Source organism: Ilumatobacter fluminis (assembly GCF_004364865.1).
Taxonomy (GTDB): domain Bacteria; phylum Actinomycetota; class Acidimicrobiia; order Acidimicrobiales; family Ilumatobacteraceae; genus Ilumatobacter; species Ilumatobacter fluminis.
The window spans coordinates 1,392,157-1,415,348 of record NZ_SOAU01000001.1 but is presented as its reverse complement, the minus strand read 5'-3'; the positions used below and the strand labels follow the sequence as shown (position 1 = coordinate 1,415,348).

Sequence of the window (23,192 nt, the reverse complement as noted above, 5' to 3'; positions counted from 1 at the left end):
GTTACCGTGGATATCCGGTCAAAGCCTGAACTCCCAGCATGACGTGCAGAAATCCGGCATGAAATCCGGGGAGATCGGGAACAAATCGACGGCAGGTGAACGTTTCACCAACTGTCCGCACCGCCCAATCTCAAACCCCCCATCCACCCTTCCGGAGCCCGCCTCACCCGCGTCGGTTGCCGGTTCGAACACCAGGAATGGTTGCACCACGAATGAACGACTCCATCGGTCTCTACCTCAACGATATCGGCAAGGTCCCCCTCCTCACCGCCGAAGACGAGCGCGAGCTGTCGCGCATCATCGAAGCCGGCCGTGAGGCCCAGGAGCTCCTCGACAACGGCAAGCGCAGCGCCGACCTCAAGGCCAAGGTCGCTGCCGCCGCCGACGCCAAGGACCGCTTCATCCGAGCGAACCTGCGCCTCGTCGTCTCGATCGCCCGCCGTTACCCCCTCCCCCAGGGCATGGACCTGCTCGACCTCATCCAGGAGGGCAACCTCGGCCTCGAGCACGCCGTCGACAAGTTCGACTGGCGCCGCGGCTTCAAGTTCTCGACGTACGCCACGTTCTGGATCCGCCAGGCCATCGGTCGTGCGCTCGACCAGAAGGCCAGCCTCATCCGCATCCCCGGCGACCGCTCGGCGAGCCTGCGTGCCGCCCTGCGTCAGGCGTCGGGCGACGGTGAGACCCTCGACCAGACCAACGCCGAGCTGCACCGCCTCACCACCCCGGTCAGCCTCGACAAGACCGTCGGCGACGACGGCGACGCCACCCTCGGCGACCTGATGGCCAACGGCGACGCCACCCCCGAAGAGAACGTCATGGCGCTGGTCGACAGCGACCTGCTCGACGAACTGCTCGGCACCCTCGACGCCCGTGCCCGCTACGCCGTCGAAGCCCGCTTCGGTCTCCTCGACGGTGAGCGCAAGAGCTTCCGTGAGGTCGGCGAGAGCCTCGGCGTCACCGCCGAAGCCGCCCGCCGTCTCGTGAGCCGGGCCGTGGCCGGCCTGCGCGACGACGCCGAGCGCATCCTGGCCGTCTGAGCCACACCGCAACCGAACACTGACGAGAACCGGCCTGGGCGACCAGGCCGGTTCTTCGCGTCCGGAACCGAATTCATCGGGGTTTTCCTTCGCCGGTAGGCTTGCTCCCATGGCGAAGAGCTGGTCCCCCGACTCGTGGCGGGGTTTCCCGATCAAGCAACAGCCCCAGTGGCCCGACGAGGCAGAGCTCGACCGTGCTCTGAAGCAGATCCACTCGTATCCGCCGCTGGTCTTCGCCGGCGAAGCTCGGTCGCTGCAGGCAGGACTCGGACAGGTCGCCGCCGGCAACGCCTTCCTGCTCCAAGCGGGCGACTGCGCTGAGAGCTTCGAGGAGTTCTCCGCCGACAACATCCGTGAGAAGCTGCGCGTCATCCTGCAGATGGCGATCGTGCTCACCTACTCCATGGGCGTCCCGGTCATGAAGGTCGGCCGCCTCGCCGGCCAGTTCGCGAAGCCCCGCTCGGCCGACTTCGAAAAGATCGGCGACGAGGAGATCCCGTCGTTCCGCGGCCACATCGTGAACGCCGCCGGCGCCACCGCTGCGGCCCGCGTCCCGAGCCCCGAACGGCTCGTGCAGGCCTACCACCAGTCGTCGGCGACGCTCAACCTCGTGCGGGCGTTCACCAAGGGCGGTTTCGCCGCCCTCGATCGGGTGCACGCCTGGAACCAGGAGTTCGTCGCCTCGAGCCCGGCCGGTGAGCGCTACGAGCAGCTCGCCAACGAGATCGACCGAGCGCTCCGGTTCATGCGGGCCACGGGCATGGACACCGAGTCCAACTCGAACCTCAGCACGGTCGACATCTTCACGAGCCACGAGGCGCTCCTGCTCTCCTACGAAGAGGCCCTCACCCGGAAGGACTCGACGACGGGCGGCTGGTACGACTGCTCGGCCCACATGCTCTGGATCGGTGAGCGCACCCGCGAACTCGACGGCGCACACGTCGAGTTCCTGCGTGGCGTCGGCAACCCGATCGGTTGCAAGGTCGGCCCGACAGCGTCGGCCGACGAGGTGCTCGAGCTCTGCGAGGCGATCAACCCGGCCCGCATCCCGGGTCGCCTCACGCTCATCAGCCGCATGGGCGCCGGCAAGGTCGAAGACGGTCTGCGTCCCCTCCTCCGGGCCGTTCGCGACGCCGGCCATCCCGTGGTGTGGGCGTGCGACCCGATGCACGGCAACACCTTCACGAGCGCCGGCGGGCGCAAGACCCGCGACTTCGAGTCGATCATCTCCGAGATCGAGGGCTTCGTCCGTGCCCATCGCGCCGAGAACACCTGGCCGGGCGGCATCCACGTCGAGCTCACCGGTGACGACGTCACCGAGTGCGTCGGCGGAGGCGACGAGCTGCGTGACGCCGACCTCGACACCCGCTACGAGACGGTGTGCGACCCGCGCCTGAACGGGCGGCAGTCGATCGAGCTGGCGTTCCGCACCGCCGACCTCATCCGCAACGGCGACGCCTGATCGTGTCGGCGCTCCACCAGGTCACCTCGTGGCCGGTGGGCCGTGCCGCTGCCGCCATCGTCAGCGGTGATGGTGTCGTCGATACGATCGGCGAGACCGACCGGTCGTTCCGACTGGCCTCGCTGTCGAAGTGCCTCGCCGGCTGGGCGATGGCGATCGCCGTCGAGGAGGGCAGCGTCGAACTCGACGCGCCGATCGACCGAGCCGATGTGCCCGACGGCGCGACGCTCCGGCACCTGCTCGCGCATGCGTCGGGTCTGCCGTTCGACGGCGACGATCCGATCGCACGAGTCGGCCAACGCCGTATCTACTCCAACACTGGGATCGAACGCGCTGCGGCAGTGCTCGAGTCGGCCACCGACATGGCATTCGCCGACTATCTCGCCGAGGCCGTGTTCGCTCCCCTGTCGATGTCGAGCAGCGAACTGCGCGGTTCGGCGGCGCACGCCGTGCACAGCACCGTTGCCGACATGGCGTCGTTCGTCGCCGAGATGCTGTCGCCCCGCCTGATCGCTGCAGAGACGTGGGACGAGGTGGTCCGCATTCAGTTCCCCTCGCTCGCCGGTATCGTTCCGGGCGTGGGGTCGTTCGATCCGTGCCCGTGGGGGCTCGGCGTGGAGATCAAGGGTGACAAGTCGCCGCACTGGATGGGCCGCGCCAACTCGCCGGCCACGTTCGGCCACTTCGGCGGTGCCGGCACCATGATGTGGGCCGACCCGCACGCCGGTCTCGGCGTGGTCGGGCTCACCGACACCGCGTTCGATCAGTGGTCGGTCGAGGCACTCCGTCTGTGGCCGGCATTCTCCGACGCCGCACTGGCAGAGCACCGGGGCGGGGCCTGATGTTCCAGCCCGGCGATCGTGTGCGATGGCTCACCACCGGCGACGACGGGCTCCCCCTCACCCGCTACGGCTTCGTGGGCGGACTCAACGGTGATCATTCTCGGGTCGCCGTCATGCTCGACGGGCACCTCAAGGGTGACACCGTGATCCCGCACAGCGAGCTGGCTCCGGTCGAGGTCGGCACGGTCGAGCTGCGGCTCTACGGTGCCGATCTGCTCGACGACCCGTCGCTCCGGCAGGGGCTCGTGAGTCTGTGGGAGGCCGAGGCCGATCAGGCCGGCCTCGAGATCGCCCACGTCCGCTGTCTCGGCACCGGCGTGCGCGAGCACGAGAGCAGTTTCGCGCTCGCCGAGGTGATGGCGGTCGGCCGAGCGTGGGTGCTGGTCGCAATGCCCGATCACACCGCCCCCGACGTCATCTGCGTCAAAGCCGCCCCCCTCCGCTGAACCCAAAGAGCCGGGCCCCGAAGGACCCGACTCTCCACGAATCGATTCTGATTCTCTCGTGAGATCAGATGTGGGGCTCGCAAGGCGCGACGAACCCGAGCAGCCTTTCGGCTGCGAGCGGTGAGGCGGAACGCCGCGAGGGCGGAAACCGGCTCAGCTCAGACGTTGGATGATCATGGCCATGCCTTGCCCGCCGCCGACGCACATGGTCTCGAGGCCGTACTCCTTGTCAGCGGCCTGGAGACCGTGGATCAGCGTCGTCATGATGCGGGCGCCGGTCATGCCGAAGGGGTGACCGAGGGCGATCGAGCCGCCGTTCGGGTTGAGTTTCTCGAGGTCGATGTTCAGGTGCTTGGCCGAGGGCAGCACCTGGGCGGCGAACGCCTCGTTGATCTCGACGATGTCGATGTCGTCCATCGTCATGCCGGCGCGAGCCATGGCCTGACGGCTGGCCTCGATCGGGCCGAGGCCCATGATCTCCGGGTTGAGCGCCGAGACGCCCGAGGAGACGATGCGAGCGAGCGGGGTGAGGCCGAGTTCCTTGGCCTTGGTGTCGCTCATCACCATCACGGCGGCGGCGCCGTCGTTGAGCGGGCAGGCGTTGCCGGCGGTGACCTTGCCGTCGGGACGGAAGACCGGCTTCAACTCGGCGAGCTTCTCGGCGGTGGTGCCGGCACGGGGGCCGTCGTCCTTCGACACGACGGTGCCGTCGGGCAGGGTGAGCGGCGTGATCTCGTCGGCCCAGAATCCGTTCTCGACGTTGGCGACGGCGCGCTGCTGCGAGCGGGCGCCCCACTCGTCCATCTCTTCACGGCTGACGTTCTCGACCTGGACCACGTTCTCGGCGGTCTGACCCATGGCGATGTACATGTCGGGCAGGCCTTCGGGCGGGGTCCACGTGTCGGCGCCGCCCTGGGCACGCTCGGCGGTGCGGGCGCCGGCTTCCTTGTAGATGGGGTTCGGGGCGGTGTCGGAGGCACCGTTGCCGTAGCGGCTGACGGCTTCGACGCCGGCGGCGATGAAGCAGTCGCCTTCGCCGGCCTTGATGGCGTGGGCGGCCATGCGGATCGTCTGGAGCGACGACGAGCAGTAGCGGTTGACGGTCACGCCGGGCACCTCGCCGAGACCGGCGAGGTCGGCGACGACGCGGCCGATGTTGAAGCCGGCTTCGCCGGCGGGCTGGCCACAGCCCATGATGAGGTCTTCGACCATGGACGACTCGACCTGGGGCACCTTCTCCATGAGGGCCTTGACGATCTGAGCCGCCATGTCGTCGGGACGGAGGTCGACCAGCGACCCCTTTGCGGCGCGCCCGATCGGGCTCCGGGCGGTGGCGACGATCACTGCTTCAGTCATAGGAGTTCCAGCGTAGTTACCGAGCAGTAGACGAGCCCAAGCGAAGCCCTGTGACCCCCGTCGGCTCGGCCGCGGGTCAGCTGGCCCATTCCAGATCACCGCGGTCGAGTTGGTTGTGGAGGCGGAGGCGGATGATGTGGGCGAGTTCGTCTTGGGTGAGGTCGGGTGGGCGTGCGCCGACGGGGAGCATGATGCTGCCGTCGGGTCGGATGGTGAATTGTCGGCCGTGTTCGTCGCGTCGGCTCGACCATCGTTCCCGGTGTTTGTCCCGGTTGTGGGCACGACATCGGATGTCGGCGTTGTTCTGGTTGGTGCGACCTCCGGCCCACCATTCGATGACGTGGTCGACGTCGCATGCCTGCACCTTGACCGAACATCCGGGGTGTGAACACTCCCGATACAACAACCTGGCGGCGGCTCGGGCTTCGCCTTCGAACAGGCGGGCCGCCCGACCCCGGTCGATCACGACACCGGCCGAGTCGACCACGACCCGACGCACCAGCCCCGTCAACGATGCTTGCAGCACGGTGATCGGGTGCAGTGGGGTGCCGTCGGCGGTGTGGCATTGCCGATCGATCCACGCTTCGGGATCGGCAGCAACCGTGTCGATGATGTCGTCGATGGTGTCGTCGTCGAGTTCGACGACCTGTCCGTCACCGGTCGCGATCATCCCGGCCTGTTCGAGCGTTTCACCCCACGTCGAGAGATCAGCGACGATGTTCGTCACGACCTCCGCGGCGCCGGCTGGTTTGCCCTCGGCGAGATGAGCACGAGCGTGGCGGGCCATTGCGATCATCGCGTCGTAGCGACGCTGCCGGTCGGTGCGAGCCAGCGGGTATTCGTCGGCACGATCACCGTGTTCGGCACGGCGAGCGGCGACGTCGGCACGGAACTCTTCGTCGACGAACAGTTCGAAGATCGCCACGAACTCATCGGCCACCAACGGGTCGCCACCACGCACTTTGACGTCGAGAGTGCCGCCGACCACATGGACATGGGCGACGCGTTCGTTGATGTCACAGATCAGGTCGGCGAACGCACCGTCTTGGTCGGCGAGCTGCAGAAAGTCGTCGATCCGGCCTTTCAGTTCGAGATGCGAGTCGTGCTCCGCGAATCCGAGATAGATCGGTGCGACCTTGACGAAGTGGTCACGGGTCCGCGGGTTGGCATGGATCCGGGCGATCTCGACGATCTGGTCGACACCGACCCGACCGGCGAGCAACGCATCACCGAGCGCCGGTACCAGATCGCAGACCTCGGCCACCCGGCGGCGTTGCGACGCTGCGCCTTTCGACAGGTTCTCCGTGGCCCGCAGATACGAGATCACTGTGCGTTGCCCGTCGAGCCGGTAGGCGCCGCGCGCCGAGGACACCGACAGCAGTGCGGCGTGTTCGGCGGCGAGTCGCCGCTGTTCGAGTTCGTTGGCTCGGATGGCGGCGTCGAGCTCGGCATCGGACAACGCGAGGTTGCTCTCGATGAGCTCGGCGAACATGACCCAATGGTACCGAACATGCGTTTTGTGAGCAACCGCTGAGCAGCATATATCACAGTAATGTTTGTGCCCGGACGCTTCGCGCCGAGCGCCTGGCAGCAATCGAGGGTCCGCTCTGACGAGGTGCCCGGAACGTCCCGACGCCAAGGCAGGAGCCCGGTCGGCGCTCCGCAGCGGGACCGGTACCGGGCGCTTCGCCGAGACGTCCGGCCCGACCGTGATCCGGTCGTCGAACGACCTGTCGGATCCTGCCGGCGGGCGGGTGCTGGTCGCTCCGACGGTGGTTCGACTTCTGAGATACTCGGCGCTGTGGAGACTGAACCGACAGATCGGTCGGGCAGGACCTCGTCCCAATGGATCCTGGTCGGGGTCTACGTCGCGGCGCTGGTTTCCGTCTTCGTTCTCGCACTGACAGCTCCGATCACAACGGCTCGCTCGTGTGGGCCGTCACCGGAACACGCTGACATCGAGCTGTGCGTCGAAGCACAGCAGTTCTCGACCGGTCCGGGTTGGACGGTCGCGATGATCGCAACGCTGACCATTGGTGTCGTGGCCGGTGGATTGGCGTGGCGACGCTGGCGATCGATCGTGCACGAAGCTGAACGGAACACGGTCGTGGACACGTTGCCAGTTCGGACGGCGCGGCTGCGGCGACGTTTGCCGCTCGTGTTTCTCGCGGCGTTGCCGTTGTACGCAGGGCTGGGGACCGGTGAGATCTCGTCGTCGTCGTTCGTGCCCGGCGAGCGTGTCTGCGACACGCGCACGGCCGGTCCCGAGCTCGGGGATCTCGCTGGCTCGACGTTCGAGTCCTGTGAGCAGCACTCGGTCGAGTCCCAGCGGATCTCGAGACCAGCGAGTCGCTGGTCGCGTCCGTTGCTGCTTGTCGGTGGAGCGCTGATCGTTGCCACCATCGCTTGGTGGGTGGGGGCATGGAGGGTCGAACGAACAACGCGAATCCGCGAGTACCGCTACCGCGAGATGCCGACGAACGAGGCGTTCGAGTAGGACTCGCACCACCCGGCTGTCAGGGACCGTTCCGCTCGGCAGCTGTCCGTCGGACAGCCCGGGTCAGCGGCTGTCGGCGACGAAGAAGCGTTCGGCGAAGCTGCCGTCGGGCAGGCCGGCTTCGACCGCCATCGACCCCCACCACGTGCGTACCCGCTGCTCGAGACCGTCCGGGTCGCGGTGCTGGCTGACGTGGGCTCGCAGTGCCTGGATCTTGCGGTCGATCTGGCGGGTGATGTCGACGGTCTCCACCGGCTCGTTCGGCTGGCCCGACCCGAACATGATCCAGATCTCGTCGACCGACCACGGCTCGCAGCCCTCGATCAGCAGGTCGGGGAACTGGTACGGGTTGCGGGCGTCGGGGTAGACGGCGGCCCACGCGGCCTGGCCGGTGGCGACGTGGTCGGCATGGCTGCCGTACACCGAGGTCACGTTGATGGTCGGCGACTGGGTGATGACCACCTGAGGACGCACCTCGCGGATCACTCTCGACAGATCGCGTCGCAGGTTGAGGTCGAACTGCACCGAGCCGTCCATGTGACCCAAGAAGACCAGGTCGGTGACACCGACCTCGGCCGCAGCCTTGGTCTGCTCCTCGCGGCGGATGCGCGCCATCTCCTCGCGCGAGATCGAGTCGTCGAAGCCGCCGGCCTGGCCGTCGGTGACCAGGCAGTAGGTGACCTGCGCACCGGCATCGGTCAGATTGGCGACCGTGCCGGCGGCGCCGAAGTCGACGTCGTCGGGGTGGGCGGTGATGACGAGGGCACGTTCGATCTGATCGGGCTGCAGCACACCATCAGGCTACGAGCCGACGGACGTGACCTGCGTCACGTACTGTCGGGTCATGGAGCAGCACGGTTTCAAGAGCACGCCAGGGATCACGGTGCCCGAGGGGCTCCCCGACATCTCCGACTGGACGTTCTGGACGGGCGACCGTGCGGCCCGTGCCGAGGGCTTCCGAGTCCTCCGTGACACACCCGGCCTGGTGAAGTATCCCGAGGTCCTGCTCGCCGAGTCGCCGATGGAGCCCGGCGCCGGCTACTACGCCGTCACGCGCCACGAAGACGTCTGGCACGTCAGTCGCAACCCGCAACTGTTCTGCTCGGGTCGTGGCGGCGTCAACATCGGCGACCTCCCGCCCGAACTCAGCGAGTTCTTCGGCTCGATGATCGCATTGGACGACCCGAAGCACTTCCGGCTCCGCTCGATCGTGTCGAAGGGGTTCACCCCGAAACACATCGGCGAGATCGAAGACCACGTCACCACCGTCGCCGCTCGGCTCGTCGACGAGATGATCGAGCAGCACCCGGACCGCAGGGCCGACTTCGTCGAGTCGTTCGCCGGCCCGTTCCCGCTGGCGATCATCTGCGAGATGATGGGCATCCCACCCGACGACCACAAGAAGGTCTTCGACTGGACGAACAAGATCCTCGGCATCGGCGACCCCGAGTTCGGCGACACCTACGAATCGCTGCTCACCGCCGCCCTCGAGATCAACGCGTACGCCCAGGCGATCGGCGAGGAGCGGCGAGCGAACCCGACCGACGACATCACCTCCGCGCTGATGGCGGCCGACCTCGACGGCGATCAGCTCACCGCCCAGGAGTTCGGCTCGTTCTTCATCCTGCTCGTCGTCGCCGGCAACGAGACGACCAGGAACAGCATCAGTCACGGCCTGAAGGCACTCACCGATCACCCCGACCAGCGAGCGCTGTGGTTCGACGACTACGACGCACATCTCAAGACCGCGGTCGACGAAGTCGTCAGGTGGGCGACGCCGGTGATCCACTTCCGACGCACCGTCACCGAGGACACCGAGGTCGGTGGGCAGGCACTCGTCGAGGGTGACAAGGTCGTCATGTTCTACGAGTCGGCGAACCGCGACGAGCGGGTGTACGAGCGTCCGTACGAGTTCGACATCACCCGTCCGCTCAACCCCGGCCAGGTCGGCTTCGGCGCCGGCGGACCGCACTTCTGTCTCGGGGCGAATCTCGCTCGACGCCAGATCGCCGTCGCGTTCGACGAGATCCGGCGGCGCCTCCCCGACCTCCACGTCACCGCAGAGCCCGACTACCTGCAGAGCAACTTCATCAACGGCATCAAGCGCCTGCCCTGCGCCTGGTGATCCGGCTCGATCGGAGCCTCTGAAGCCGGTTCGGCCAGGCTGACGACCCGGTCCGGGTCAGTGTCGAGCGGCCGGTTTTCTGCAAGCATCGACACCGTGCAACCGCAGGTCGACGCCGATACCTCGCTGGTCGACGGCGTTCGCCTGTTCGACCCGCCACCGGCATTGCGTCGCTTCTCTCCCGGCGACGTCATGCGCATCATCTTCGGCGTCCTCACCCTGCTCGCTGCGCTGATCGCGAGCGCCGCAGCCGACAGCACGATCGACGGTGTCGAAGAAGACGTCATCAACGGGATCGCCCGTCTGCCCGAGTCGATCGAGCAGGTCGGCGTCGCCACCGCACAGCTCTTCGCCACGCTCGTGCCGCTGTTCGCCCTGGTCGTGATCCTCTGGCACCGCCGATGGCGCGTGCTCCTCCACGTGTGGCTCGGCTCGTTCATCGCGGCAATGGTCACCAATCCCGTGATCGCGCTGCTCGGCGAGCGAGGTGTCACGACCCAGGTCAACACCGAGGAACCGAGCTCGTCGCTGATCGACGCCGACTTCCCCACCACGTCGTACCTCGCGTCGGCGGTCGGGGCCGTCACCGTCGGCGCCCCGTACCTCCCCCGCCGCTGGCGTCGGGCCGCCTGGTTCTGGGTGATCGTGCTCGTGGCGCTGCGGTTCCTGGGACGCGGTCAGCCGCCGCTCGACGTCCTCATCGCCGTGTCCGTCGGCACGATCGTCGGCTCGCTCGTGCTGCTCGTCCTCGGTTCACCGAGTGCCGAACCGAGCCCGGTCAACGTGCTCGCCGGTGTGCGCAGCATCGGGCTGAATCCGGTCAGGATCGGTCGACTCGACACCTCGACCGGCGGGTCGGTCCACTACGTCGCGACTGATGACGACGCAGTCAGGACGTTCATCAAGATGCGAACCCCCGACGACCAGGACTCCGACCTCCTGAACCGCGCCTATCGCAGCATCCGTCTCCGATCGTCCGAGGTCCGCCGCCCGTACAGCACGCTCAAACGACGGGTCGAACACGAGGCGCTCGCGCTGCACACGGTCAACGACGGTGGCGTCGCCGCACCCCAGCTGATCGGGCTCGGCGTCACCCCGGACGGGGGTGTCCTGCTCGCCGAAGAGTTGATCCACGGCCGATCGATGTCGGCGCTGTCGTCCGCCGAGCTCACCGACGACCTGATCGCCCAGGTGTTCGAGCAGGTCGGGCTCATCCACGCGACCCGGACCGCGCATCATCACCTGACCCTCGACAATTTCATCGTCGATCCGGCCGGCCGCGTCCGCCCGCTCGACTTCGACGACGCCGAGTTGGCCGCCGACGACCGTGCACTGTCGCGCGACGTCGCCGAACTCCTCGTCGCCGTCGGCGCCGTCGCCGGCCCGCAGCGCACCGTCGCCGCAGCGATCGACGCGTTCGGCGAGGAGCCGGTCAATCGTTCGTTGCCGCTCCTCCAGCCGCTCGCCCTCAGCAGCTCGCTCGGCCGGGAGATCCGACGCCAACGCGGTCTGCTCGACGCGTTGCGGGCCGAAATCCACGATCGCACGGGCGTCGACGACGTCCCGCTCGAGAAGCTCGCCCGGATCCAGCCGAAGACGCTGATCATGATCATGGCCGGTGCGCTCGCCTTCTATTCGCTCCTCCCCCAGTTCGGCAACCTCGACGACACCGTCGACGCGTTCGGCGATGCCCGGTGGCAGTGGATCCCTGCCCTGCTCGGCGCCGCCGCCATCTACTACGTGTTCGCGACCATCTCGTTCATCGGATCGGTCGCACAACGGATGCCGCTCGCGCCGTCCGCGAGGAGCCAGGTGGCGTCGTCGTTCGCCCAGCTGGTCGGCCCGGCCGGTTCGGGCAAGATGGCGCTCGCCGGCCGGTTCCTGCAACGCAACGGGCTCACCGGACCCGAGGCCAGCGCCTCCGTCGCACTCAACACGATGGCCGGCGTCGCCACCCACCTGATCCTGATGGTCGGGTTCTTCGCGTGGGCCGGCGGCGCCGACATCGGCGGGCTGTCGCTCCCGAGCATCGGCACGGTGGTCGGCGTCGCCGTCGGTGCGCTCGTCCTGCTCGGCATCGCGGTCACCATCCCGTACACGCGCCAGCGCCTGATCATGCCGGTCGTGTCGGGGCTGCGAACGGCAGCCGGCTACAGCGGCCAGGTGCTGAAGAGCCCGGCGCGTGTGTCGGGCCTGCTCGGCGGTTCGACGTGCATCACGTTGAGCTATCTGATCGGTGCCGTGTTCGCCGTCGAAGCGTTCGGCGGCGGCCTCTCGTTCGCCCAGATCGGTGCCGCGTACCTCGGCGCGGCGGCGATCGCGAACATCGCCCCCACACCGGGCGGCATCGGCCCGCTCGAGGCGGCGATGATCGCGGCGTTCACCGGGTTCGGTCTCGACGGCGGCGTCGCGATCTCCGCGGTGCTGACGTTCCGACTCGCCACGTTCTGGCTCCCGATCCTGCCCGGCTGGATCACCTTCATGTGGATGGAGCGCCGGGGCGAGATCTGAGGGTTCGGGGTCGGGGCCGTGGTAGAACGCCCTGGTGACCGAACACGAGCGGATCCGGTGGGCGAAGGCCCTGGTCTTCGGCGGATGGATGTTCGTCCTCGCGTTCATCGGCATTCTGGTCATCCAGGTCCGCCGCGCCGCCGCCGTGAGCGACAGCCGGTTCGAGGACGGCGTGTGGGGTCAGCGGGCCGAACTGGTCTCGTTCGCGACGCTGCCCCAGAACGCCGTGGTCGTCGTTCCGGCACTCATCGCCGGGCTGGTCGCTGCCTGGCTGGTGCGGCCATTGGTCGACCCGATCGTGGTCCACACGCAGTGGCTGCTGCGGATCATCGCCGGTCTGGCCTACGTGATCCTGGCGTTGGCCGTGCTCGGCATCCTGGCCGTGTTCTTCCAGGGCAACTTCGACTCGGTCGGCGACGTCGGCTCGATCCTCGGCCGACTCGGCGGTGTCGCCGTCGGGTTGGCGATCGTGCGGCTCTGCACCGAGGCCGAGCACGACACCTGACGGCGCCGGCGGCCCGTCAGACGCCGAGTTCGCCCAGGTTGTAATGGCGGCGGCAGAGCAACTCGTACCGGACGGTGTCGCCGAACATCTTCTGGGCGCCGGGCCCAGCGGTGTCGCCGACGACCACCGTCTCGCCCTCGTACACGACGAAGTCGTTGACGACGCGGGCGTTGTGCGTGGCCCGCGCGCCACACCAGCAGCGAGCCTCGACGTGGAGCGGTTCGCGTTCGTCGGCGATCTCGAGCATCCGCTTCGTGCCCTCGAACAGATGGCCGCGGAAGTCGGTGATGAGACCGAACGCGTACACGTCGACCTCCATGTCGTCGACGATGGTCGCCAGTTGGTCGCACTGCTCGGGCGAGTAGAACTGCACCTCGTCGCACACCATGTAGTGCAGCGGCCAGTGCTGGATGGCGAGCTGATGGATGTCGAGGTCGTCGGTGACCTGGATCGCCGGCGCCGCGACACCCAGCCGGCTCGTCACCTGCTCGCCCTCTCGGTCGAGCTTGGTGAGCAGGAGGCCGTACATGTGTCGGGCCGCGAGGTTGTGGTGGATCTGCAGAGCCAGGGTGCTCTTCCCCGAACCCATCGTGCCGAAACTGAACCGCAAGGTCGCCATGTCGACCTGCGACCCTACCGTCGGGGTGTCACAACGTTCGCGGACGCCTGGCGACCCGGGGCGATCAGCGGAGGAGGGAGCGGACCTGGTCGATGGTGTCGGCGTCGGCCGCCGACTTGTCGTGGCGGTACTGGCGGACCCGGGCGAACCGCAGCGCGACCCCACCCGGGTAGCGGGTGCTGACCTGGACACCGTCGACCGCGATCTCGACCACCTGTTCCGGTCGGACGTGGACGATGTGCCCCTCCCGGCCGAGCTCGAGCCCGAGGAACCGCTCGGTCTGCCATCGCAGCAGCTCGTCGGTCAGACCCTTGAAGGTCTTGCCGACCATCACGAACTCGTTGTCGCTGCCACGAGCCCCGAGATGGAGGTTCGACAGCCACCCCTGCCGTCGGCCGTGACCCCACTCGACGGCGAGCACGACGAGATCGAACGTGTAGACCGGCTTGACCTTCCGCCAGGCGCCGCCTCGGCGGCCGGCGTCGTACGCCGACTCCAGGTCTTTCACCATGACGCCCTCGTGGCCGGCGGCGATCGCCCGGTCGAGGAAGGCCGCTGCGTCGTCGGCGTCGGCGGTGATGATCGACGGCAGTCGGCTCGTCTCCGGCACGGTCTCCGACAACACGTCGCGGCGCGTCGCCAACGGTTCGTCGACCAGTGACCCGCCCGCGTGCAACACATCGAAGAAGAACGCCCGCAGTCCACTCCCCCGCCCCGTCTCGTCGGCACCGAAGTCGCCCATCGTGTCCTGGAACCGGCGTGGCGCTCCGTCGGCGTCGAGGCCGAGCACCTCACCGTCGAGAACGAGGTCGCCGCCGGGCAGTTCGAGCACCGTTCGGGCCACGCCCTCGAGCCGATCGGTCACGTCGTTGAGGTTCCGGGTGAACAGCTTCACCTCGCCTCCCGATCGGTGCGCCTGGATCCGGGCACCGTCGAGCTTCCACTCGACCGAGGCGAGACCGGTGTTCGACAGGGCGTCGCCGACGTCGGTGGCAGGTGAGGCGAGCATCGGTTGGACCGGCTGGGCGGGTGTCAGTTCGATCGCCGCCAGGCCCGGCTGACCGGCGGTGAGCGCGACGCGTGCGGCCGCCGGCAGCGATCCGGCGAACATCGCGCCGCGCTGCACCTGCCCCACGGCCACACCCGCCGCTTTCGCGACACCGGCGGCCACCACGCCGTCGAGGGCGCCCTGGCGCAACTCGCCTCCGATGATGCCGACGATCAACCGCTGCTCCGGTTCGGTCGCTGCGGCGAGCAACTCGTGCAGCACGTCTCGTCGACGGGCCTGCGACCCGGCGCCCGAGATCGACGCCAGCGTGACCACGGCGCGATCGACGTCGCCGATGGTCAGCGACGGCGTGGTGGCCGGTTCGGGACGGACGTCGCGCAGGGTCGCCCAGCCGACACCGAGCCGACCGATCAGCGTCGAACCCGTGGCGAAGGCGACGGCCGGGGCGATCTCGTCCGGAGCCAGGCGGCCGAACACGTCGGCGAACGCCGCGACCTTGTCGGAGCGTTTCGACGTCGACGCCACGGCCGCCGACGTGCGGGCGAGCTCGACGAACAACATGGTCACAGTCTGCACCCGCCAGACTGTCGGCACATGGAAGCGACGCGATGGGCGAGCGAATGGGGTGTCGGCTCCGGCGATCTCGTCGCGGTGGCGATCGCTCCGGGGGTCGGGCTCGGCCTGGCCGCCCACGGCCGCGCGACGTGTCTCCAGACAGCCGACCCGACGTCGCTCGTCGCCGACCTCGAGGCCAACGTGGGACCGCGATGGTGCTGGTGGAGCCGGGCGACCGCCGACCTCCTGGTCGCCGACGGGGTGAGCGTCGCCCGCTGCTGGGACGTGCTGACGGTGCACCGGCTGCTGCACGGCGGGTGGCGGACGTCGATCGCCGAAGCGTGGGCCCGGCTCCACGGCCTGCCGGTCGATCGGCTCCCGGTCGAGGGACAACTCGACCTGCTGAGCGACCACGGCGACGACGGTGACGCCGACGATCCGGTTCGCCCCGACGGCTTCCTCCGCCCCGACTGGGCCGGTGGTGGTTGGATGTCGTTGCCCGACCGCACCGAGCGGTGGGCCGGTCTGGTGGCCGCGGTCGTCGGACTCCAGCAGGCTCGCATCGACGACACCGTCGACCCGGCTCGTACCCGCTCGACGGCCCACGCCGAGTCGGTCGCCGAGTTCTTGTGTGCGGAGCTCACCGCACACGGCCTGCCGTTCGACACCGGCGAGGCGCTCCGGATCATCGGTGACGCCGTCGGACCCAGAGCCGTCGACGAGCGAGCGGAACTCGAGGCGCGCACGGTGCGCGACGCCGAGGTCCTCCGCCACCTCGGCCCGGGCGCCACGTACGACCTGCGCAACCCCGCCGACGTCAAAGCGATGCTGCGACGGGCGTCGATCGACGTGCCCGACACCCGGGCGTGGCGCCTCGAACAGCTCCACGACGCGCACCCGGTCGTGCCGGCGCTGCTGCGCTGGCGCAAGGCCGAACGGATCGCGACGACGTACGGATACCGGTGGCTCGACGAGCACGTGCACGACGGACGGCTCCGAGGCGAGTGGACGTCGAGCGACGGGGCCGCCGGCCGCATGACCGCATCGTCGGGGCTCCACAACCTGCCCTCCGAGATGCGGCCCGCCGTCGCCGCCGACGACGGGTGCGTGTTCGTGCGCGCCGACCTCGGCCAGATCGAGCCTCGGGTGCTCGCCGCGGTGTCGGGCGACCCGGCACTGATCTCGGCCACGCGAGACGCCGATCTGTACGCGCCGGTCGCCGAGCGGTTGCGCGTGACGCGCGACGTCGCGAAGGTGGCGGTACTCGGCGCCATGTACGGCGCCACGACGGGCGAGTCGGCGCACGCCTTGCGCGGCTTGGAGCGGGAATATCCGACCGCGATGGGGTTCCTCGCCGACGCAGCGGCGGCGGGCCAACGAGGTGACGACGTGTTCACGATCGGTGGACGGCGGGTGCGCATGTGGATCGACGACACCGTCGACGACGAAGGTCGCGGCGACATCGACCGCGCCCGCAGGGTGGCGGCCGCCCGCGGCCGCTTCGCCCGCAACGCCGTGATCCAGGGCGCCGCCGCCGAGTTCTTCAAGGTCTGGGCGATCATCGTGCGTGCCCGGGGCGCTGCGCTCGGCGCCGAGGTCGTCCTGTGCCTCCACGACGAACTCCTCGTCCACGTGCCGGCCGACCGGGCCGCCGATGCCGCTGCCTTGGTCGACGACGCACTACAGGAAGCCGCCTACCGTTGGTCGCCCGCCCGCGAGGTCCGCTTCGTCGCCGACACCAGCACCATCGGCCGCTGGAGCGAGGCCAAGTAACCCGCTTCGTCTCGGGACCTTCGGCCTGTTCGGGGCGTTGGACTCGGCGTGCCGAACACGTGTGGCTAGGGTTGGAGACAACGCACCGATCCACCCGGCAACGGGGCCGGGCAAGGGGGAAAAACACATGAGCGACACGATCGACCGGTCGGACAGCACTGTCCTCGACCGACTCGTGGTTCGATTCGCCGGCGACTCCGGCGACGGGATGCAGCTCACCGGCGACCGCTTCACGTCCGTGAGCGCCTCGTTCGGCAACGACCTGTCGACGCTGCCCGACTTCCCGGCCGAGATCCGGGCACCGGCCGGCACCGTCAACGGCGTCTCGAGCTTCCAGGTCCACATCTCCGACCACGACATCACGACGCCGGGTGACGAGCCGAACGTACTCGTCGCGATGAACCCGGCCGCTCTCAAGGCCGATCTGCACCGGCTCGAGACCGGCGGCACCCTGATCATCAACGAGGACGCATTCGACGAACGCAACCTCGAAAAGGCCGAGTACGACTCGAACCCGCTCGACGACGGGTCGCTCTCGGGGTACCGGGTGATCAAGGTCCCGATGACCTCCATCACCAAGGAGGCGTGCGAGCCGCTCGGCGTGAAGCCTCGCGACGCCGAGCGCTCCAAGAACTTCTTCGCGCTCGGCCTGGTGTCGTTCATGTACACCCGTCCGATCGAGCCGACGATCGAGTGGATCTCGAAGAAGTTCGGGAAGAACGAGCAGGTCGTCGGTGCCAACACGGCGGCGTTCAAGGCCGGCTTCCACTTCGGTGAGACCACCGAGCAGGTCGGCCACCGCTACGAGGTGAAGCCGGCCGACTTGCCCGACGGCGAGTACACCAGCATCACCGGCAACACCGCCCTTGCCTGGGGCCTCGTCGCCGCCGGTCAGCTGTCGAAGCTGCCGGTCACGCTCGGTTCGTACCCGATCACCCCGGCGTCCGACATCCTCCACGAACTGTCGAAGCACAAGCACTTCGGTATCCGCACGCTCCAGGCCGAAGACGAGATCGCCGCCGTCGGTATGGCACTCGGCGCCGCCTTCGCCGGCCACCTCGGCGTCACCACCACGTCGGGTCCGGGCGTCGCCCTCAAGAGCGAGACGATCTCGCTCGCGATCGCGATCGAGCTGCCGCTGCTGATCATCGACATCCAGCGTGGCGGTCCGTCCACCGGCCTGCCCACCAAGACCGAGGCTGCCGATCTCAACCTGGCGATGTTCGGCCGCCACGGCGAGGCACCGATCCCCGTGGTGGCGAGCTACAGCCCGGCCCAGTGCTTCCACGCCGCGATCGAGGCGGCACGGATCGCGTTGAAGTACCGCACGCCCGTGATCCTGCTCTCCGACGGCTATCTCGCCAACGGCTCCGAACCGTGGCTGCTCCCCGACGTCGACGGACTGCCCGACATCTCGGTGCCGTTCCAGACCGAGTTCAACGGCACCGACGACGACGGCAACCCGATCTACCTGCCCTACCTGCGCGACGACGACACGCTCGCCCGACCGTGGGCGATCCCGGGCACGCCCGGCCTGATGCACCGGGTCGGCGGCCTCGAGAAGGCCGACAAGACCGGCAACGTCAACTACACGCCGCAGAATCACCAGCTGATGGGCGACCTCCGCCAGGCGAAGGTGGAACGCATCGCCGCCGACTACGACCCGACCGAGGTCCGCGGCGACGCCGACGCCGACATCTGCCTGCTCACGTGGGGCTCCACCTACGCCGCCGTGCACGCCGCCTGGCAGCGGCAGCGGCGAGACGGCCACAAGCTGGCCTGGATCCACCTCGAGCACCTCAACCCGCTCCCGAACGACCTGGGTGATCTGCTCCGCCGGTATCCCACGATCCTGGTCCCCGAGCTCAACAAGGGGCAGCTGTGCAACATCGTGCGCGGCAAGTACCTGGTCGACGCGAGGTCGGTCAGCAAGATGTCGGGGCTGCCGTTCCGCACCAAAGAAATCGAAGACGCGATCGAGGAGGCACGCTCATGAGCGAGACCGCCGTCCCCCTGACCACCAAGAAGGACTGGTCGTCCGATCAGGAGGTGCGCTGGTGCCCCGGTTGTGGCGACTATGGCATCCTCCAGGCCGTGCAGCAGCTCATGCCCGACCTGGGCGTGCGCACCGAGAACACGGTGTTCATCTCCGGCATCGGCTGCTCCAGCCGCTTCCCGTACTACATGAACACGTACGGCATGCACTCGATCCACGGCCGTGCGCCCGCGATCGCCACCGGGCTCGCCGTCGCCCGCCCCGACCTCGACGTGTGGGTGATCACCGGCGACGGTGACGGCCTGTCGATCGGCGGCAACCATCTGATCCATGCGCTGCGCCGCAACGTGAACCTCAAGATCCTGCTGTTCAACAACCGGATCTACGGCCTCACGAAGGGCCAGTACTCGCCGACGTCCGAGGTCGGCAAGGTCACCAAGTCGACGCCGTTCGGCTCGATCGACCCGCCGTTCAACCCGCTGTCGGTCGCGCTCGGCGCCGAGGCCAGCTTCGTGGCTCGCACCCACGACCTCGACCGCAAGCACATGATGGCGACCTTCCAAGCGGCCCACGACCACCGCGGCGCCTCGTTCGTCGAGATCTACCAGAACTGCAACGTCTTCAACGACGGCCAGTTCAACGACATCACGAAGCGCAACGTGCGCGACGAGATGATGATCGAACTGGTCCACGGCGAGCCGATCCTGTTCGGCGCCGACCGTCAGCGCGGCGTGATGATGAACCGCGACGGCTTCCTCGAACTGGTCGAGGTCGCCGAGGTCGGGCTCGACAACATCCTGCGCCACGACACCTCGTCGCCGTACCCGTCGCTGGCCTTCGCGCTGGCGCGGCTGAACCAGGACGACCATTCACCGACCCCGTTCGGCATCTTCCGCGACATCGACCGCCCCGAGTACACGTCGGCGGTCAGCGCCCAGCTCGCGCAGGCGTCCGAGTCGAAGGGCCCGGGCGACCTCGCCGCCCTGCTCCGCAGCAACGGCACCTGGACCGTCGACTGAACAGAAGGGGTCAGGCACACTCTGTTCCATCCGCACCCTGGTGCACCAGCCTCAGAACAGAAGGTGCCTGACCCCTTCTGTTCCGGCACACTCGACGTCGTGAACGAGCAGCACGACACCGACGCCGACCGGTCGTGTCGGTCCTGTGGGATCGACCCGGCCCCGGCGTGGGACACCCCCGACGGGCGGGTCCATCTGTGCCAACCGTGCGCCGCCATGCACGGTGTCGGCTGCCCCTGACTACTCGGCGAAGGCGATCGAGAGTTCGATGCCGGGGTTGGTCTCGGTCGCGGTCGGCTGCCGCTCGGCGAGCTCGACCCACGTGTTGCCGGGACGCAGCCCGATCGGATTGTCGTTCTCGTCGAAGAACTGCCACGGCTGATCGGCCGACTCGCGGATCCAGACCCCGTGGATCACCTCGCCGTCGGCGAACACCCAGAGCGGTCCGAAGCCGATCGTCTGGGCTTCGGGGCTGCGTGCGTCGATCGTGCTCGGCTTGTACTGGACACCGAGGACGACGACGTTGTGCGCCCCGATCCGACCGTGCTGCACGTCGACGTGCGGCGCGCCCTGCTGCGACCGGAGGAAGCGGCCGCTCTCGGGATCCCAGTCCCAGTCGACGTCGATGCCGCGCATCGCCAGGTCGAACCCGTCGACCGGGGTTCCGGCGAACTCGTTGCCCGGCCGCAGGTAGGGGAACTGCTCGGGCGGCGCACCCGGATGGTCGGGCGGCGTCTGAGCCCAGAGCCGCTCGGTCGAGTTGTAGAGGTTGTGGGGGATGCTGCCCGATCCGCGGTAGTAGCCCTGGCCGCCGGCCTGCCAGTTCAGGTCGACGAGCGTCGAGTTGGCGATCAGCGCCTCGACGCCCGGGTTGCCACCGCTCCACGCCAGCAGTGGCTGGTCGAGCGAGGTGAGCATGTCGACGTCCTGCGAGCGGCCCGACCGGATCGGACCCACCACCTCCGAGCCACGGCTGTGGAACACGGCCGCGAATCGGGTGATGCTGCCCTCGACGATCTCTTCGTAGACGATGTCGGCCACGGCGAGCCCGCTGTGGTTGCGGCGAGCCGGCGACGCGTTGTCGATCTTGACCGCGAGCGCCGGTCGGTCGATCGGCTCCTCGCCCTCGGCGAGCGGGATCCCGACCAGGGGTTGGCGCGGGATCGGGGGCAGTGTGGTCGTGGTCGACGTCGAACTGCTGCTCGCCGGTGCCGCGGTGGTGGGCGCCGCCGTGGTGGGGGCGGTCGTCGTTGCGGGGGGCTCGGTCGACTCGGTCTCGGTCGAGTCGGGCCCGAGTGGCAGCCGCGTCGTGCTGGGGGCCGAATCGTCGCCGCCGCCGCAGGCAGCGAGCACGAGGGCCGCGAACGTGACGGCACCGACGAGGCGGCGCCGTGAGGTGGAGGGGTGTCTCTGCATGGTGATGTGTGGCTGGTTCCAGCCGCCCGCTTCCCCGCAGTCTTCCACGCCAGACCCGGCGAAAGGTGTCGCTACGCGTGGCCGGTGACGGCGGGTTCGGTGGGTGCGGCCACGGGGGTCTTCGGGCGCCGGGCCCGATGTTCGCCGGCGAGCAGGTACGCACCGACGGCGAGGGCGATCATGATCACCGAGCACGTGGTGTACGCCAGCGTGCGACCGCCGACGTCGTACAGCACGCCGGCCAGAACGGCTGTCGCTCCCCCGGACAGGGTCTCGGCCGCACCGACCAGCCCCTGTGCCGCCGCCTGTCGCTCACGCGGCGCCGTCATCGCCACCGCCACGCCGGTGCTCGACGCGGTCACACCGTCGAACAGGGCGTGCACGACGCCGACCGCGAGCATGGCGTAGGCGGTCGGCATGACGCCGTACAGGAACATGAACACCGCACCGAGCGCGAGCCCGAGCGGACCGAGCCGGAACGGCCCGACCCGCTGCGCCAGACGTCCGCCGAACGGGCCGAGGAACACCAACGGCAGGGCGAAGATCGTGATACCGACGTTGGCGACGAACTCGGTCGCGTCGAGGTCGTCGAGCACGATCGCCCACAGCGCGTCGAACGTGCCGATCATCAGATACAGCGCAGCGCCCATCATCACGCCGGCGACGATCCCCCTGATGCGCAGCAGGTCGAACGCGAGCTGCGACCGGCGCCCGGTGTCGATCGCCGACTCGTCGATGCGGACACGCAGCGCGATCGGGAAGCACAGGATCGTCAGCCCGGCGATCGTCAGGAACGGGGCGGGGATACCGAACTCGGGGACGAGCAGGGCCGAGATCACGGGGCCGGTCGCGAACCCGGCGACGTCGGCGGCGAGCAGAGTACCCATGTTGTTGCCGACGTTGTCGGGGTCGGCCACCACGACGATCCGGCGCACCGCCGGCACGGTCATCCCGATCCCGATCCCGGAGATCAGACGACCGGCGAGCAGGACGATCAGCACCTCGCCGAACGCCATGATGACCAGCCCCGCCACGTTCATCGCCATGCCGAGCAGCACCAAGCGCCTGGCGTGCCCACGGTCGGCGAACGGGGCGAGGAACACCTGCGCGACGAACGACGCGAGGAAGCCGATCCCGACGATCGTGCCGAGCCAGGACGCCGCGATGCCGTACTCGTCGCGGAAGTCGTCGAGCACGGTGAACATGACGCCGTACCCCGACGCCAGCAAGGCGGTCAGCAGCCCGAACTGGAGCACCCCGAATCTCGACACGCGGTGAGGCTAACGGCGCGCCCACCCCGCCGACGGGTCGGTTGAGCAGCGCTGTCGGGTCAGCGCAATGCACCAGCGCCGCCGGTCAGCGCCGTGTGAACACGAGCGAGAGGTCGCCCTGCGGACCGAAGGCCCACTCGAGCGTCAGCGACGGCGTCACAGCGCGGCCTGTCGCTCCGTCGCCGTGGATCGTGGTGACGGTTTCGGGCGGGAACCCGAACGCATCGAGCAGCCCAGCCGTCGCCGCCATGTCGATCGCCTGGTGCCGCATGAAGACGACGGCACGATCGAACTCGCCGTCGACCGTCGCGTCCGAACCGGCGAACCGTTGGGTCGCAACGGCGCCGATGTCGGCCGACGGGACGGGGTCGACGAGCTCGGCGAGTGTCCCGTAGAGGCCTTCGATCTCCTCGCGCAGTGACGCATTCTGGGATCGCTCCACCCACCAGAGCCAGGCGAGCGTTACGACGGCCATCGCCACCACCGCGCCGACGACGAGGCGCATCCACCTGATCGGCGGCACGGCCGGGCGCTCCGCTGGCCGTTCGGCCGACGCCGGTTCCGCACGATCGCCCGAATGGGCTTCGCCAAGGGATGTCGCCCGATCGAGCGTCGACGAGTGATCGTCCCAGTCGACACCCGGCCGGGGCGCCCGCGACTCCTGCTGCGACGAACGGCCCCCGGGCCCCCAGAGCGCCGCGTCCTGGTCATGGTCCGCCATCGTGCGCGAACGTATCCGGCCGGCGTGGA

General features: G+C 68.7%; 19 protein-coding genes. 11 read left to right on the top strand and 8 right to left on the bottom strand.

Translation table 11 applies throughout. The annotated features are described in order from the left end of the window. Positions 1 to 212 precede the first annotated feature (212 nt). The 4 genes from BDK89_RS06340 (at position 213) to BDK89_RS06325 (ending at position 3,790) form a co-directional block, all read left to right on the top strand. A complete protein-coding gene (locus tag BDK89_RS06340; RefSeq protein WP_133868144.1) occupies positions 213 to 1,040 on the top strand; it encodes a sigma-70 family RNA polymerase sigma factor in 828 nt (275 codons plus the stop codon). Positions 1,041 to 1,149: 109 nt separating this feature from the next. Next, on the top strand, positions 1,150 to 2,502 hold the full coding sequence (locus BDK89_RS06335; RefSeq protein WP_133868143.1) for a class II 3-deoxy-7-phosphoheptulonate synthase: 1,353 nt from the start codon (positions 1,150 to 1,152) through the stop codon (positions 2,500 to 2,502). A 2-nt stretch (positions 2,503 to 2,504) separates the two neighbouring features. Continuing rightward, a complete protein-coding gene (locus tag BDK89_RS06330; RefSeq protein WP_133868142.1) occupies positions 2,505 to 3,344 on the top strand; it encodes a serine hydrolase domain-containing protein in 840 nt (279 codons plus the stop codon). Then, the gene (locus BDK89_RS06325) at positions 3,344 to 3,790 is read left to right on the top strand and encodes a hypothetical protein (protein ID WP_133868141.1); all 447 of its coding nucleotides are present in this window, start codon (positions 3,344 to 3,346) and stop codon (positions 3,788 to 3,790) included. The genes BDK89_RS06330 and BDK89_RS06325 overlap by 1 nt, the downstream gene beginning before the upstream one ends. Positions 3,791 to 3,943: 153 nt before the next feature. On the opposite strand, the gene BDK89_RS06320 is transcribed toward BDK89_RS06325, so the two are convergent. Beyond that, positions 3,944 to 5,146, bottom strand: coding sequence for an acetyl-CoA C-acetyltransferase (locus BDK89_RS06320; protein WP_133868140.1), 1,203 nt, complete (start codon positions 5,144 to 5,146; stop codon positions 3,944 to 3,946). Positions 5,147 to 5,222: 76 nt separating this feature from the next. After that, positions 5,223 to 6,638 (bottom strand): HNH endonuclease signature motif containing protein, encoded by a 1,416-nt coding sequence (locus BDK89_RS06315; RefSeq protein ID WP_133868139.1) that lies wholly within the window; start codon positions 6,636 to 6,638, stop codon positions 5,223 to 5,225. A gap of 66 nt (positions 6,639 to 6,704) precedes the next feature. Here BDK89_RS06315 and BDK89_RS06310 point away from each other — a divergent pair, with 66 nt between their 5' ends. Next, positions 6,705 to 7,643, top strand: a complete 939-nt coding sequence (locus BDK89_RS06310) for a hypothetical protein (RefSeq protein WP_133868138.1) — start codon at positions 6,705 to 6,707, stop codon at positions 7,641 to 7,643. A 63-nt stretch (positions 7,644 to 7,706) separates the two neighbouring features. Here the strand turns inward: BDK89_RS06310 and BDK89_RS06305 are convergent, their stop codons facing one another. After that, entirely contained in the window at positions 7,707 to 8,435 is a 729-nt protein-coding gene (locus BDK89_RS06305; protein WP_133868137.1) for a PIG-L deacetylase family protein, read from the bottom strand. Between the two features lie 52 nt (positions 8,436 to 8,487). Here BDK89_RS06305 and BDK89_RS06300 point away from each other — a divergent pair, with 52 nt between their 5' ends. From BDK89_RS06300 to BDK89_RS06290, 3 genes are all read left to right on the top strand, one after another. Beyond that, positions 8,488 to 9,768 carry a cytochrome P450 gene (locus tag BDK89_RS06300; RefSeq protein WP_133868136.1) on the top strand — a complete coding sequence of 427 codons (1,281 nt, stop codon included), beginning with the start codon at positions 8,488 to 8,490 and terminating at the stop codon, positions 9,766 to 9,768. A 96-nt stretch (positions 9,769 to 9,864) separates the two neighbouring features. Next, entirely contained in the window at positions 9,865 to 12,279 is a 2,415-nt protein-coding gene (locus BDK89_RS06295; protein ID WP_133868135.1) for a lysylphosphatidylglycerol synthase transmembrane domain-containing protein, read from the top strand. A gap of 34 nt (positions 12,280 to 12,313) precedes the next feature. Beyond that, positions 12,314 to 12,784 (top strand): hypothetical protein, encoded by a 471-nt coding sequence (locus BDK89_RS06290; protein ID WP_133868134.1) that lies wholly within the window; start codon positions 12,314 to 12,316, stop codon positions 12,782 to 12,784. Between the two features lie 16 nt (positions 12,785 to 12,800). On the opposite strand, the gene BDK89_RS06285 is transcribed toward BDK89_RS06290, so the two are convergent. Beyond that, positions 12,801 to 13,403, bottom strand: a complete 603-nt coding sequence (locus BDK89_RS06285) for a thymidine kinase (RefSeq protein WP_133868133.1) — start codon at positions 13,401 to 13,403, stop codon at positions 12,801 to 12,803. A 64-nt stretch (positions 13,404 to 13,467) separates the two neighbouring features. Next, positions 13,468 to 14,973: an ATP-dependent DNA ligase gene (locus tag BDK89_RS06280; RefSeq protein ID WP_133870997.1), complete on the bottom strand. Its 1,506-nt coding sequence runs from the start codon at positions 14,971 to 14,973 to the stop codon at positions 13,468 to 13,470. 33 nt (positions 14,974 to 15,006) lie between these two features. On the opposite strand from BDK89_RS06280, the gene BDK89_RS06275 reads away from it, so the two are divergent. The 3 genes from BDK89_RS06275 to BDK89_RS06265 all read left to right on the top strand — a co-directional run bounded on the left by BDK89_RS06275 (position 15,007) and on the right by BDK89_RS06265 (position 19,755). Then, a complete protein-coding gene (locus BDK89_RS06275) occupies positions 15,007 to 16,740 on the top strand; it encodes a DNA polymerase (protein WP_133868132.1) in 1,734 nt (577 codons plus the stop codon). Positions 16,741 to 16,867: 127 nt separating this feature from the next. Further along, entirely contained in the window at positions 16,868 to 18,736 is a 1,869-nt protein-coding gene (locus BDK89_RS06270; RefSeq protein ID WP_133868131.1) for a 2-oxoacid:acceptor oxidoreductase subunit alpha, read from the top strand. Beyond that, a complete protein-coding gene (locus tag BDK89_RS06265; RefSeq protein WP_133868130.1) occupies positions 18,733 to 19,755 on the top strand; it encodes a 2-oxoacid:ferredoxin oxidoreductase subunit beta in 1,023 nt (340 codons plus the stop codon). The genes BDK89_RS06270 and BDK89_RS06265 overlap by 4 nt, the downstream gene beginning before the upstream one ends. Positions 19,756 to 19,995: 240 nt before the next feature. On the opposite strand, the gene BDK89_RS06260 is transcribed toward BDK89_RS06265, so the two are convergent. From BDK89_RS06260 to BDK89_RS06250, 3 genes are all read right to left on the bottom strand, one after another. Beyond that, positions 19,996 to 21,171: a DUF3048 domain-containing protein gene (locus tag BDK89_RS06260; protein ID WP_133868129.1), complete on the bottom strand. Its 1,176-nt coding sequence runs from the start codon at positions 21,169 to 21,171 to the stop codon at positions 19,996 to 19,998. Positions 21,172 to 21,242: 71 nt separating this feature from the next. After that, positions 21,243 to 22,442: an MFS transporter gene (locus BDK89_RS06255; protein WP_133868128.1), complete on the bottom strand. Its 1,200-nt coding sequence runs from the start codon at positions 22,440 to 22,442 to the stop codon at positions 21,243 to 21,245. A gap of 85 nt (positions 22,443 to 22,527) precedes the next feature. Continuing rightward, entirely contained in the window at positions 22,528 to 23,163 is a 636-nt protein-coding gene (locus BDK89_RS06250; RefSeq protein ID WP_133868127.1) for a hypothetical protein, read from the bottom strand. Between the last annotated feature and the right edge of the window lie 29 nt (positions 23,164 to 23,192).

What these genes read in the sequence shown, in the direction of transcription:
- BDK89_RS06340 (WP_133868144.1), top strand. Translation starts at nt 213, where the DNA reads ATGAACGACTCCATCGGTCTCTACCTCAACGATATCGGCAAGGTCCCC.
- BDK89_RS06335 (WP_133868143.1), top strand. Translation starts at nt 1,150, where the DNA reads ATGGCGAAGAGCTGGTCCCCCGACTCGTGGCGGGGTTTCCCGATCAAG.
- BDK89_RS06325 (WP_133868141.1), top strand. Translation starts at nt 3,344, where the DNA reads ATGTTCCAGCCCGGCGATCGTGTGCGATGGCTCACCACCGGCGACGAC.
- BDK89_RS06320 (WP_133868140.1), bottom strand. Translation starts at nt 5,146, where the DNA reads ATGACTGAAGCAGTGATCGTCGCCACCGCCCGGAGCCCGATCGGGCGC.
- BDK89_RS06315 (WP_133868139.1), bottom strand. Translation starts at nt 6,638, where the DNA reads ATGTTCGCCGAGCTCATCGAGAGCAACCTCGCGTTGTCCGATGCCGAG.
- BDK89_RS06300 (WP_133868136.1), top strand. Translation starts at nt 8,488, where the DNA reads ATGGAGCAGCACGGTTTCAAGAGCACGCCAGGGATCACGGTGCCCGAG.
- BDK89_RS06285 (WP_133868133.1), bottom strand. Translation starts at nt 13,403, where the DNA reads ATGGCGACCTTGCGGTTCAGTTTCGGCACGATGGGTTCGGGGAAGAGC.
- BDK89_RS06280 (WP_133870997.1), bottom strand. Translation starts at nt 14,973, where the DNA reads ATGTTGTTCGTCGAGCTCGCCCGCACGTCGGCGGCCGTGGCGTCGACG.
- BDK89_RS06275 (WP_133868132.1), top strand. Translation starts at nt 15,007, where the DNA reads ATGGAAGCGACGCGATGGGCGAGCGAATGGGGTGTCGGCTCCGGCGAT.
- BDK89_RS06270 (WP_133868131.1), top strand. Translation starts at nt 16,868, where the DNA reads ATGAGCGACACGATCGACCGGTCGGACAGCACTGTCCTCGACCGACTC.
- BDK89_RS06265 (WP_133868130.1), top strand. Translation starts at nt 18,733, where the DNA reads ATGAGCGAGACCGCCGTCCCCCTGACCACCAAGAAGGACTGGTCGTCC.
- BDK89_RS06260 (WP_133868129.1), bottom strand. Translation starts at nt 21,171, where the DNA reads ATGCAGAGACACCCCTCCACCTCACGGCGCCGCCTCGTCGGTGCCGTC.
- BDK89_RS06250 (WP_133868127.1), bottom strand. Translation starts at nt 23,163, where the DNA reads ATGGCGGACCATGACCAGGACGCGGCGCTCTGGGGGCCCGGGGGCCGT.